At 70.8% G+C, this 12,338-nt stretch carries 10 protein-coding genes; 9 read left to right on the forward strand and 1 reads right to left on the reverse strand.

Going from position 1 to position 12,338, the window contains the following annotated elements:
• Positions 1 to 9 precede the first annotated feature (9 nt).
• The 4 genes from ABZS66_RS12240 (at position 10) to ABZS66_RS12255 (ending at position 3,282) form a co-directional block, all read left to right on the forward strand.
• Complete coding sequence (locus ABZS66_RS12240) at positions 10 to 210, forward strand: pentapeptide repeat-containing protein (protein ID WP_354757165.1); 201 nt, start codon at positions 10 to 12, stop codon at positions 208 to 210.
• 347 nt (positions 211 to 557) lie between these two features.
• Positions 558 to 908, forward strand: coding sequence for a hypothetical protein (locus tag ABZS66_RS12245; protein WP_354757166.1), 351 nt, complete (start codon positions 558 to 560; stop codon positions 906 to 908).
• Entirely contained in the window at positions 905 to 2,617 is a 1,713-nt protein-coding gene (locus ABZS66_RS12250) for a hypothetical protein (protein WP_354757167.1), read from the forward strand. The genes ABZS66_RS12245 and ABZS66_RS12250 overlap by 4 nt, the downstream gene beginning before the upstream one ends.
• Entirely contained in the window at positions 2,614 to 3,282 is a 669-nt protein-coding gene (locus tag ABZS66_RS12255) for a 2'-5' RNA ligase family protein (protein WP_354757168.1), read from the forward strand. Before ABZS66_RS12250 ends, ABZS66_RS12255 begins: the two co-directional genes overlap by 4 nt.
• A 247-nt stretch (positions 3,283 to 3,529) precedes the next feature.
• Here the strand turns inward: ABZS66_RS12255 and ABZS66_RS12260 are convergent, their stop codons facing one another.
• Complete coding sequence (locus ABZS66_RS12260; RefSeq protein WP_354757169.1) at positions 3,530 to 4,114, reverse strand: hypothetical protein; 585 nt, start codon at positions 4,112 to 4,114, stop codon at positions 3,530 to 3,532.
• 187 nt (positions 4,115 to 4,301) lie between these two features.
• On the opposite strand from ABZS66_RS12260, the gene ABZS66_RS12265 reads away from it, so the two are divergent.
• The 5 genes from ABZS66_RS12265 (at position 4,302) to ABZS66_RS12285 (ending at position 12,176) form a co-directional block, all read left to right on the forward strand.
• Positions 4,302 to 4,466, forward strand: coding sequence for an FxLD family lanthipeptide (locus tag ABZS66_RS12265; RefSeq protein ID WP_354757170.1), 165 nt, complete (start codon positions 4,302 to 4,304; stop codon positions 4,464 to 4,466).
• 104 nt (positions 4,467 to 4,570) lie between these two features.
• Positions 4,571 to 7,648 carry a lantibiotic dehydratase gene (locus ABZS66_RS12270; RefSeq protein ID WP_354757171.1) on the forward strand — a complete coding sequence of 1,026 codons (3,078 nt, stop codon included), beginning with the start codon at positions 4,571 to 4,573 and terminating at the stop codon, positions 7,646 to 7,648.
• Positions 7,645 to 8,910 (forward strand): lanthionine synthetase C family protein, encoded by a 1,266-nt coding sequence (locus ABZS66_RS12275; protein WP_354757172.1) that lies wholly within the window; start codon positions 7,645 to 7,647, stop codon positions 8,908 to 8,910. Before ABZS66_RS12270 ends, ABZS66_RS12275 begins: the two co-directional genes overlap by 4 nt.
• Before the next feature lie 25 nt (positions 8,911 to 8,935).
• Entirely contained in the window at positions 8,936 to 10,990 is a 2,055-nt protein-coding gene (gene fxlM / locus ABZS66_RS12280; protein WP_354757173.1) for a methyltransferase, FxLD system, read from the forward strand.
• Between the two features lie 64 nt (positions 10,991 to 11,054).
• Positions 11,055 to 12,176, forward strand: a complete 1,122-nt coding sequence (locus ABZS66_RS12285; RefSeq protein WP_354757174.1) for a hypothetical protein — start codon at positions 11,055 to 11,057, stop codon at positions 12,174 to 12,176.
• Positions 12,177 to 12,338: the final 162 nt, after the last annotated feature.

A 12,338-nucleotide genomic window follows, 5' to 3' on the forward strand; every position in this document is an offset into this window, starting at 1 on the left:
CTCAGCGCCGTGCGTGGCCCCGACGGCGTGCTCACCAGCGTCGACTTCGCCAACGCCACCCTGGCCAATACGGATTTCCGCCGCGCCGACCTGCGCGGCAGCGTGCTGACCGCGTTCGACCCGCGTGTCGTCGACCTGGGCGACGCGATCATCACCGCCGACCAGGCCGTCGACCTCGCCGAGAGCCTCGGGCTGTCGATCCGAAACTAGGCCCGATGCCGCAGCGGCTCGCCGCCCCGTCGTCCGGCGGGCAACCCAGACGTAGCGGCCCCGACTGACGTACCTAGGCCACGTCCACGGTCAACAACCGGCTGGTGCTGGCCGGTGTCGAATACCGCCATGCCACAGGATGCATATCGATCATGCGTAAGTTGTCATGGCGACCGTGTGACCGTCTGGACATGATTCGGGACAGGTCGCGGCCTGCGCATCTCGTACACCGGCCATGACCGCGCTCCTCCTGCCTGCCGTCGATGACGAGCTAAGGCGGCAGGCAGGACCTCATCGGCATGACGCATACGGCGGAAGACCGTCGGCATAGGCGACATCCTCCCCACATGGCAAGCAGCACACCCGAAACCGCCGGTTCCGCGCCCGCACTCACCCGGCGACGCGCTGCCGCTGCCGAGTCGGCCTCCGCTGCCCGCGCCGACCTCAGCACGCCACGGCCCGGCCGCGTCACCCGTCCAGACGGCAGGTCGCCGTCGGTGATCGACGACCCGCCGCCGCTGCTGGTCCGGTTCGCCAAAAAACTGCGCCAGCGCCGCCGCGAGCACCGGATCACGCTGGCGCAACTGGGCGCCGCAGCGAACGTCAGCTTGTCGCTGGTGCACACGCGCCCGCGATCCTCGCCAGCGCCGCCGACCAGTATCTGTACAACCCGAAGGCACTGGCCAGCCCACACATGATGCTCGGCTTCGAAACCATCCCCGGCGCCGAACGGGACATGATCGCCGCCCTGCACCCAGCCGACCTGACCTGCCGACCCCAAATCGTCAACGACTACGACGACTCCGGCATCGCAGCGGGCCGTGACAGACCGACGTTCCTTCACCGCATGCATGGCGGTACACTCGCCGCATCTTGCGGATTGACGGAGAGTGAGGAACTGTCAGTGCCAGCCATGGATCGTCGTCGTTGCGCACGATGCCGAGCGCCACTCGCCATGGACAATGATGCTGACTACTGCGCGTCATGCGAGCCACTCGTCGCCGCGCTACGCCAGCACCCCCAGGCGGTGCTGCCGCCCGCGTTCTGGAACCATCCGCCAATCCAGGCCGCAGCGCGCAAGCAGCACATGGGGAACCTCGTAGCCGCCTACCGCCGCAATCCGCATCACGGCTCCCCCATCTCGCAAGAGATCGTCGGCGAATGGGCCGGCATGTCGCAGACGCAGGTCAGCCGCATGGAGACCGGGCAGCCGGAACAACACATCGACCGACTGCGGTTCTGGGCGACGCTCCTGCACATCCCGCACGACCTGCTGTGGTTCGAGCTGGCGCCCGGCTCGGCGCCAGCCGTCATCCCCCGGGGAACGGCGAAGGCAGCCGGCCGCGGGCAGCAAATGCCCGAGACGCCCGCCGGAGACGACCGAAGGGTTTTGGGCAGCCAGGAACCCGAGCCGTTTGACGCGACCAGCATCATCGACGATCGCCGTCGGCTTGCCACAGAGTCGAACGTCGATGAATCGGTGCTCGCGTACCTCGATGCCGAGATCCGCGACATCATCGCGACCTACGAGCAGCGGCAACCGCTCGCGCTCGCTCCGTACGTACGCGGCCTTCGCGCCCGTGTACACGAGCTACTGGAGGGTCGTCAGCCACCTCACCATCGCGAGCACCTCTATGTCGCAGCTGCGAAGCTCTCCGGCATACACGGAGTGCTGGCGCTGGATCTCGGAGAGTTCGCGTTGGCTGGCCGATACGGCGCTGAGGCATTCGCCTTCGCCGACGCCGTACACGAACCAGATCTTCAAGCATGGGTGCGAGGTGGCCAAAGCCTGATTGCCTACTACTCAGGGCAATACCACGACGCGCTGGCCTACGCCCGGGACGGATACGCACGCAGTCCCGACGGACCGCAGGCAGTTCGCCTCGCGATCAACGGGCAGGCCCGAGCACTAGCACGACTGGGCCACGCACAGGGCGTCGACGAAGCGGTCGAACGTGGGCTCACAGCACTCGACGACCGCGGCGAACATGATGTGAGTCCGAGCCTTGCGTTGGAACCCTATTGTCAGGCGCGTACGGCCGCCAACGCAGCTACGGCCTACCTGATCCTCGGCCGCCACCAAGAAGCCAGCACGCACGCACGCCTGGCTCTCGAAGCGTTCGATCGCGCCGAGCTGCACGGGCCCCGAGCACTCAGCCGGCTCGACCTCGCAACGGCTGAGCTGCACCGGCCACGCCGCGAACTAGACCTCGAGTTTGCTTGCACGGTCGCTGCCGAGGCACTGACGCTCACAACCGACCATGCCTTCGAGTCCGTCACCCAGCGCGCTAAAGAGTTCCTCACCAACGCCAACCAATGGTCCAACCACACCGCTGTCCAGCACGTGGCAGAGCTGCTCCAGCAACGGACCCAGCGGGCGCTGACCGCCATACCATCAACGCCATGACATCTCCGGAACGAGAGCACTTCGAGCAGCGGTGGCTCGCATACCAGAACTTGCGCTCCCTACGCAATCACTGGTACTGGCGACCGGGCTGGAACGCAAACCGCCAGTTCTACACCTGGCACATCACGTTCGCCGGCCAGGACGAACTCATCGAACTCATTCGCACCGTCCAGCACCACCTCCGCCTCCCCAGCCTCGATCTCGTGCCGCTGGAAGGGCTTCACCTCACGACGCAAGGCATCGGATTCACTGACGAGGTTTCAGACGACGACCTCAAGGCGATCATTGCGGCGGTCACCCGCGAATGCGCGCAACTCGCTCCATTCGACCTCAACCTCGGTCCGGTCGATCCAGACGCCGAGGGCGTTGGATTGCTGATCGAACCCTGGGCGCCGGTCACGGCACTCCGCGCGGCAATCCGAGCCGGCATCGCGACCGTCTGGCCAACCGTGCCCGAGCCAGCGACCGGGTTCAGGCCGCACGTCACCGTTGCCTACAGCGGCTCGGACGCGCCCGTAGCTGACGCGGTCGCCGCGATCAAGCCCTTGCGAAACGTACCACCTGCGAAGGCGCGGATCGCCGCTGTACAGCTGATCGCCCTCCACCGGCCGGGCCGCGCGTACCAGTGGGAGACCATCCACACGGCGCCGCTCGGCACTCCGTAGTACGTATCTCGCGGCACTGCTCACGACGCCCTCGCCGATCTGTGCTGGTCAAGAAGACTCAATCGGGCTGAGATGCGCGCGACGCGGGGCGCACGCTCGCTCGGTCTGGCCCAGGCCGTCCAGAAAGGATCGTGGCACCTACCGACCAGGGTCATGGCCGAACCGGTGCAGCAGGCCAGAGGGCTCGCGATGCTCAACGCTCCCCGGAAGGACGTCGACGACACCCTGAAGTGGACCGGCGAACTCCTCAGCGCCAGCGCCCATGAACAGACGCAGCTGCTCGAACCGAACCGGGTAGACGATGCGGCCTGCTCGCGGCGAGGGTTGTGGCGGCGGCGGCCAGGCGCAGCAGATTGCGGCGGTTCATGTCCCAAGTCTCCCCGACGCCTGCTCGGTTTGCCGAGCCCTGACCTGGCTCGTCCCGCCAGACGACCTCAGTGTGGCCGGGCCGGGTGCAACAGGACGGATCCACAGCAACTCGTCGGGGACGGCCAGAATCGCCGCCCCAGTCGACGAGCCGGCCGATGTCGTCGACTCTGGTGAGGCCACGTTCGATGCGGCTGAGCTGGCTTTGACTGACCCCGAGCCAGCCGGCCGCGGCGTCCTGACGGATCGGCTGGCCGTGGTAGGGGTGGGTGCGGTAGGCGGCGATGAGCGCGCCCATGTCCCGCGCGGCGAGGGCGTCACGGATGCGGTCGGCCTGCCAGAACGTGGCCGGCACCAGAGGTGGCCCGCACGCAAGTTTGCGGGCGCTGACGGCACAGGCGCTGCACCGGCCGGTCTGATTGTCGGCGGCCAGCGCGGTCCTGCACGAGCAGTACCGCGACACCATCCCACTCACCTCCGCCCAGCACGGATCGGATTGGTAACGGTCACTGTACGCGCCGCATGAACATGCATGGCGTGCATATCGAATATGCGCATCGCGACATGCCGCGTCGGGCTCGGTTGTCTCAGGCTAGTCGTCGTCAACGTGAGTGTCGGCCGCCGATGGCGGTACGACCTGAGAGGAGTTGCACATGCACAGCAACGGGATGGGTCCGTCCCTGGCGACGGAGCAGCAGGCGGCGGGCGCAGGCCGGTTCGAGCTCGATGTGCGTCTGGTCGACTCGGGCGAGCTGGACCGGGTGCTGCTGGCCAGCACCGACGACGGCTGCGACACGCAGAAGAACGGCGACTGCTAGCCCGGCGCAACCGGGGTGGCTCGGTCCGGCTCCCTCGACGTTCCGGACGGGCCACCCGCACCATGCACGGGCAATCGTCAACTGGGGGACGAAGGGGGACCTGAATGCGCCAGCGCCGATCGCCGTACCGGCCTGCGGACGCCGCGCTGCTGCGCGCCAGCATCCACGCCCCGGATACCGGCCCTGGGCATCCGTGGCCGGCCCCGGATGAGTGCATCCCCGGGCCGTGGTGCGAGTGGCTGCGCCAGCTGTGGACGGACCCGCAGATCGCCGAAGCGGTGACGCTGGCCAGTCCGGTCCTGGCCGAGCAGGTGCGGGCAGCGGTCGACGGAGGCTGGCTCGACGCGGTGCAGGCGCGACGCGTCGCGGTGTCGCTGGCCCGCTATCTGGTACGGATGCGGGGCCGGGCCACCCCGTTCGGGCTGTTCGCCGGCGTCGCTCGGCTGCCCCTGGCTGACGCCGGCGCGGTGGTGTGGAGCAACCGGCATCGGCTGCGGGTGCGGGCCGACGCTGCCTGGCTGGCAGAGGTCGTGACGCGGCTCGAATCGTGTCCGCGGCTCCTCGCGCGGCTGACGGTCGTCGCGAACAGCTTGGCGGTCATCAGCGGCGGCCGGGTGACCGTGCCCGCCCGCTCGGTGGAGCGGCAGTCCAGCCGGCGAGGTGTCGCGGCGTCGGTGGTCCATAGCGAGCCGGTCCAGACCATCCTGGCCGCCGCTCGCAAACCCGTCGTCGTCGACGACCTCGTCGGCAGCCTGTTCCCGCAGGACGTCTCGGCGGCAGCGGCGATGCTGCGACAGTTGGTTGCCGTAGGGGTACTGGTGACGAATCTGCGGCCCCCGTCGACGACCAGCGACGGCCTGGCCCACGTGCTGCACGAGCTCGACCAGATCGACGCGGCAGCCCTGGCCAAGGTCGCACCGCTCGTGCGCACATTGCGTCGGGCCCACGCCCGGCTGAGCGCGGCGCAGCGGGCCGACTGGCTCGACGGCGCCAGCCGGGCCGCGGCGGCAGAGGTGTTGCGGCGCGTGGCCGACATCCCGCAGCCGCTGATGGTCGACGTCCAGCTCGGAGCGGCGGTGACCCTGCCACGGCGGGTCGCGGCCGAGGCCGCGACAGCGGCCGGTGCCCTGCTGCGGCTGGCCCCGAACCCGCACGGCGACCCCGACTGGCACGTCTACCGACAGTGGTTCCTGGACCGCTACAGCCTCGGCGCTGTCGTGCCGCTCCTGGACCTGATCGACCCGGCCGCCGGGCTCGGCTTCCCCGACCACTTCACCCGACCGGCCGCACCCGCCACTCGCGCCGAGCTGTCGGCCCGCGACGAACTGCTGCTGCAGCTGGCGCAGCAGGCCACGCTGGATGCCGTCACCGAAGTCGTCCTCGACGACACGACACTTGACGCCCTCGCCGGCGACGAAGCGATGCATCCCCGACCCGTGCCGCACCTCGATGTGTGCTTCGACGTGCGGGCCGCGTCGATGGCGGCGGTCCGCGCAGGCACGTTCACGATCGCGGTCACCGGCATCGGCCGGACCGGCCTGGCCGCGGGCGGCCGGTTCCTCGACCTCGTCGATGACGATCTCCGTGAGGCTGCGGCGCACGCTGCGCGGCTGCCGGTCGCGGTCCACGACGCCGTACCGGTGCAGCTGTCGTTCCCGGCGCTGAATGCGCGGACCGGCAACGTCCTGCGGGCCCCGCGTCTGCTGCCCGACCTGCTGTCGGTCGGCGAGCACCATCCCGGCCCCGGCCTCCTCGACGTAAGTGACCTTGCTGTCACTGCCGACCTCGACCGGCTCTACCTGCTGTCGCTGTCGCGGCGGCGGGTGATCGAGCCGGTCCTGGCCAACGCTGCCGCCCGGCACACCATGCCATCGCTGGTCCGCCTGCTGGCCGAGCTGTCCCGAGCCTCAAGCACCCCGGTGTCGCTGATCAACTGGGGCACGGCCGACTGCCTGCCGTTCCGGCCGCGGCTGCGCTACGGCAGGGCCATCCTGTCCCCGGCCCGTTGGCGCATCAACTCGGCTGACCTACCGGGCCCGGCCACAACCAGCGCGGTCTGGAACGCCGGCCTGGACGCGCTCCGAGATCGTCTGCGTCTGCCCTCGTGGATCATGGTCGGTACCGGCGACCAGCGGCTGCGGCTGGACCTGGACGACCCAATGAGCCGTGCGCTGCTCCGCGCCCACATCGACCACGCGAACGGGCCCGTCGTGCTCGCCGAGGCAGCGGCGCCGCAGGAATACGGCTGGCTCAGCGGCCGTGCCCACGAGGTCCTGCTGCCCCTCACCGCAGACACCCCGCTGGCGATGCCACCAGCGGTGCTGCGTAGTCGCGGCCCACTGCGCCCGAACGACCCGGCCGACACCGTCCTGCCGGGCGGACCGGTCCTCACCGCCAACCTCTACGGCCCGCCGGACCAGCTCGACAAGATCCTCACCGGCCACCTGCCGCATTTGCTCGCCAACTGGGAGACACCGCCGAAGTGGTGGTTCATCCGCTACCACGATCCGGCACCGCACCTGCGGCTGCGGCTGCACGGCGACGACTACGGCCAGACCGCCAACCGTGTCGGCGCCTGGGCAGGCGACCTGCACCGGCAACGACGCATCAGCGACCTCAGCCTCACCACCTACCGGCCGGAAACCGGCCGATACGGCCACGGCCCGGCCATGACCGCGGCAGAGGCGTTCTTCGCCGCCGATTCCGCCGCCGCGGTCGCCCAACTCAACACCGGCGCCGGCCTCGATCCGCCGCAGCGGCAGGCGCTGACCGCTGCCAGCCTCGTCGACCTCACCGCCGCCGTACTCGGCGACCGGCACAACGGGCTGCGCTGGCTGATCGAACACCCAGAGCTCGCGAACACGGCCCGTGCACAGGATCGCGTCGCGCTGCGGCACACGCGCCACCTCACCGACCCGGACGCTGGTGATTCGGCCATCGCTGCACTGCCGGGCGGCGCCGCAATCCTGGCTGCCTGGAGTGCCCGCCGCGCGGCCGCCGCTGCATACGCCGCCTGCCTCGACGACACGACGCACCTTGCACCCGCATCGGTGCTCACCGCGCTGCTGCACCTGCACCACGTCCGCGTCCACGGCCTCGCACCCGGCCCGGAAGCACACACCCACCGGCTGGCCCGCGCCGCCGCCCTCGGCATCACCGCACGCACCAGGGAGCCAGCGTGAACCCGTCGTTCATCGACGAGGCGACCCGGGCCGCTGCGGCAGGGGCATCCGCCCGTCTCAGCGAGGCCATCACCGACCCAGCAGCCGGCCAGGACCATGGCATCGAGCTAGCCAGGCGGCGCTGGCACGGCCAGTCGTTGTACCGCGGCGCCGCTGGCAGCGCGATCCTGCACGGCGTCCGCGCGCAGGCCGGCAATGGCAGCACCAGCCGGGTACGGGCATGGCTGACCGAGGCCACCCGGGAAGACGTCAGCGTCGCCTCGACCGCCGGGTTGTGGTTCGGCGCCCCAGCGATCGCTTTCGCCGTCGCGACCGCCGCGCCCGGTCAGTGCCCGCAGACCATGCAGCAGCTCGACGCCGCCATCGCCCGCCTGACCAGTACCCGGCTGGATGCCGCCGAGGCCCGCATCGCAGCCGCCGCCCGGCCGGCGCTGGCCGAGTTCGATCTCGTCCGCGGGTTGACCGGTCTCGGCGCCTACCTGCTGCACCACGACCCACACGGCGACCTCACCCGCGCCGTCCTCACCTACCTGGTGCGACTCACCGACCCGGTCCCTGCCGCAGACAAACCCGGGGTTACGGGGCCGGGCTGGTGGAGCAGTGCGGTCCCATCCGGCGAACCCGCCGCCCGCTACCCGGGCGGCCACGTCGACCTCGGCATCGCCCACGGCATCAGCGGCCCCCTCGCCCTCCTCGCGCTGGCGATGCGCTGCAGCATCACCGTCCCCGACCACGCCGAGGCCATCGACCGGATCTGCCGCTTCATGGACCGCTGGCGGCAAGACACCCCCGCCGGGACTTGGTGGCCCGAACGCATCGGCCTCGCCGAGCTGCACCGCGGCACCCCCCGCGTGCTGGGGCCGGCCCGGCCGTCCTGGTGCTACGGCACGCCAGGCATCGCCCGCGCGCAGCAGCTCGCCGCGATCGCGCTCGGCGACACCACCCGGCAGCGGGCGGCCGAACTGGCCCTCGCCCGATGCCTCCGCGACCCCGGCCAACTCGCGGCCGTTGTGGATGCCCGGCTGTGCCACGGCTGGGCCGGCCTCATCCTCACTGCCTGGTACGCCGCCACCGACGCCGCCACGGACGAGATCGCCAACCGCCTGCCACCGCTGCTCCGGCACCTGACCATGCTGGCCGAATACCTGCCGAGACCGGGCCGGGCTGGGCTTATCGACGGCGACGCTGGCGTCGCGCTTACCCTGCACACCCTCAGCGCCGCAACGGCCACCGCCTGGCCCACCTGCCTGCTCATCACCTGACCCAACGACACGAAAGGCCGAACCTGTGCCCGAACCCTCAACCGGCGGCTGGCGCCAGCTCAACCTCACCTTCGACAGCTGGCAGGCCGCCGAACGCGCCGCCGCCGAACACCTCGGACCGCTGCTCATCAGCGCCGACGACGACGGCATCCTGTCCAACTGGTGGCACATCCGCAAAGGCCCAACCTGGCGGTTCCGGCTGCAAGCAGGCCACGACGCCGACCCCGACCAGCGCATCGAACAGTTGCTCAAGGAGCTCACTGCCGCCGCAGCCAGCGGCGGGCTGCGCGACTGGGCCGAACCGATCTATGAGCCCGAAACGAACCGGTTCGGCGGCGGCCCCGCCATGGCGATCGCGCACGCGCTGTTCCACGCCGACAGCCGCTACCTGCTGCAGCACCTCACCACCGGGATCGACCAGCGCCGGGAGTCCGGTCTGATCCTCGCGGCCCGGCTCCTGACCGGCGCGCGGCAGGACTGGTACGAACAAGGCGACGTGTGGGAGCGTGTCGCCGCCCACCGCATCACCGCAGCCGCCCCGCCCGACCTCACACCGGCAGACCTGGCCGCGGTCCGGCGACTGTTGCTGGCCACCGCGGACACCGACGCCAGCCCGTTGCACGCCGCGCCCGACTGGCCGGCTGCCTTCGAGCGGGCCGGCGCCGGCCTCGGCGACCTCGCCGCCCGCGGCCAGTTGACCCGCGGTCTACGCGCCGTCCTCGCCGACCACATTCTGTTCCTGTGCAATCGGCACGGCATCGCCGCCGCCGACCAGCACACCTTCGCGGTCGCCGCCAGCCGCGTCGTCTTCCAGCATGAACCCCCTGCCGACGAGCCCACCCCCGCGCAGCCCGGCACTACAGTCGCCCCGGCGACCACCGACACCACCACCGACGACCAGGAACTCCGCGACGCCCTCGCCGACCACATCCGCGACCGCGGCACCTTCCGCACCCCCGCAGTCGAGCGGGCGTTCCGCACCGTGCCACGCCACCTGTTCCTGCCCGGCGTGCCACTGCAGACCGCGTATGGCACCCAGCCCGTCGTCACCAAACGCGACAGCGACGGCGCGTCGATCTCCTCGGCGTCCAAACCGAACCTGGTCGCCGCGATGCTCGAACAGCTCGAGGCCCAGCCCGGGCAACGCGTCCTGGAGATCGGTGCAGCGACCGGCATCAACGCCGCCCTGCTCGCCGAACTCGTCGGTCCGGTCGGCACAGTCGTGACCATCGAACTCGACGACGACCTCGCCGCCGGCGCCCGCGCCGCCCTCGACCGGGCAGGCTACCCCCATGTGACCGTCATCTGCGGCGACGGCACCCTCGGCCACCCAGCGGGGGCCCCCTACGAGCGGATCATCGTCACTGCGGAAGCGTTCGACATCACCGAAGCGTGGTGGGACCAGATCGCACCCGGTGGTCGGCTCGTCGCCCCGGTCCGGTTGCACGGCAGCGGCCTGACCCGCTCCCTCGGCTTCGCCCTCGGCGGCGACGGCCACCTCACCAGTACGGATGCGGAGGTCTGCGGGTTCGTCCCGATGCGCGGCGCCACCACCACGCAGGACCGCTACCTCCAGCTCACCGACGGCGTCGTCCTGCGCTACGACATCGCCGACCAGCCCAGCGACGCGGCCCTCGCCCGCGCGCTCGAGCACCCGGCCCACCACGACCGTACTGGCATCTACATCGACGACCACGACCCCGCCCAGCACCTCGACCTGTGGCTGCTCACCCACACCGACCAGCCGTTCGGCCGGCTCTCCGTCACCGCCGACGCCCGCCGTCTCGGCCTGGCCGACCCGGCCCGCCGCTGGGCCGGCGCCAGCCTGTACCACGGCGGCAGCATCGCCTACCTCACCGCACACCCGGTCACCGACACCCGTGACGAACTCGGCGTCACCGCCCACGGCCCCGACGCCCGCACCGTCACCGACGTCCTCACCGGCCTGCTCCGCCAATGGGCCCAGGGCCGGCCAGCCCAGCCAACCGTCACCGCCCGGCGCACCACCCCCACAACCCCAACCGACCGCGGGCCCGGCCGGTTCGCCCGCACACACACGCAGTTCAGCATCACCTGGTGACCCACCGCTGATCCGCCGGCCGCCAGCCCACCGGGACCTGGCGGCCGGCGAGGAGGAGACATCGATGCCCACGCTCGTCCCGCCATTCGTGTCGCTCAGCACGATCGACGAACTCCTCACGCTGCACTTCCCGCTACTGCCGCGCACCCGGCCCACCTGCCGCGCCCTGCAGGACCGCATCGCCCACGTCGAGGATGTGCTACGGCAGGCGCAGCAGCCGGCCACGGACACTCTGCTGCGCGCCGCCGAAGCGCACGACTTCGCCGCGCTGATCGCCAGCGACTGCGGCATGCCCGACCTCGCCCGCGACCTCTGCCTCCGCCAACACGCCGTGATCCACACCGCCACACCGGTCGGCGTCGCCCACGCCAAACTCACCCTGCAACCCTTGATCAACCTCGCGCGGCTGCACATCCGCGCCGGCGACGGCACCGCCGCATACCAGCTGCTGCACGGCCTGTTCCAGGCCGTGCAGTCCCGCGCCTCCACCGTCGTCGACGACGTCCGCTTCGACGGCGCTCACCTCGTCAACGACACCGACCACGCCGAACTCACGCAATGGCTCTGGACGATCCTGCTCGCCGACGGCACCCGCGCCCTGGCCCGCGCCGGCCGCTGGGACGAGGCCACGCAACACGCCGAACAGCACCACGGCATCGGGACCCGGCTCTTCGACGGCCGACAGGTCGCGATCATCGCCGCCCACACCCAAACGGCGCTGGCCATGCTGCACGCCGCCGACACCCCCACCCCGTGGGAACGTGCCATCGCCGCCTGCCTCGCCACCGTCTGCAGCATCCGCCTCCAGCAGGACACCGACGCGGCCGTCTCGGCGATGATCGCCGCCTACCACGCTGCCGCATCCGACACGACCGACCGGGTGTTTCAGACCCGCCTCCCGCTGACCGTCACCGCCTACGCCGCCGGCCACGCCGGCGCAGTGCCGCTCGTCACGCAAGTACTGCGCCTCGCCCAGGACACCGCCGACGCCTACATCACCCGCGACATCCTGGCGGCCGCTCACCTGATCCCGCTCACCGGCAGCAGCATTGACAGCCTCACCGGCATCGTGCGCCGGGCTGGGCTCGGCACCGGCACTGTCCTGCCCCTCCTCCTGGACCGGCTGCTCAACGCGACCGAACATGCGGAACGGCTTATCAGCACAGCTGCCGGGTCCGCCACGTGACGAACCGGATGCCGCACTGCGAGCGACCCGAAGAGGCTTCCGGTGCGGCACGGATACCCGCGCTGGCTGCACCGGCCGCCACCTGCGCGCCCACGATGGACAGGCGCCCTCGACGACACCCGCCCACCGCCAGACAGCGCGGTGCTGCCTGTCCGATCCAGT

It is taken from the genome of Dactylosporangium sp. NPDC005572 (assembly GCF_040605515.1).
Taxonomy (GTDB): domain Bacteria; phylum Actinomycetota; class Actinomycetes; order Mycobacteriales; family Micromonosporaceae; genus Dactylosporangium.

Coding starts and splice junctions, on each gene's coding strand:
- ABZS66_RS12245 (WP_354757166.1), top strand. CDS start 558: ATGGCAAGCAGCACACCCGAAACCGCCGGTTCCGCGCCCGCACTCACC.
- ABZS66_RS12250 (WP_354757167.1), top strand. CDS start 905: ATGATGCTCGGCTTCGAAACCATCCCCGGCGCCGAACGGGACATGATC.
- ABZS66_RS12255 (WP_354757168.1), top strand. CDS start 2,614: ATGACATCTCCGGAACGAGAGCACTTCGAGCAGCGGTGGCTCGCATAC.
- ABZS66_RS12260 (WP_354757169.1), bottom strand. CDS start 4,114: ATGGTGTCGCGGTACTGCTCGTGCAGGACCGCGCTGGCCGCCGACAAT.
- ABZS66_RS12265 (WP_354757170.1), top strand. CDS start 4,302: ATGCACAGCAACGGGATGGGTCCGTCCCTGGCGACGGAGCAGCAGGCG.
- ABZS66_RS12270 (WP_354757171.1), top strand. CDS start 4,571: ATGCGCCAGCGCCGATCGCCGTACCGGCCTGCGGACGCCGCGCTGCTG.
- ABZS66_RS12285 (WP_354757174.1), top strand. CDS start 11,055: ATGCCCACGCTCGTCCCGCCATTCGTGTCGCTCAGCACGATCGACGAA.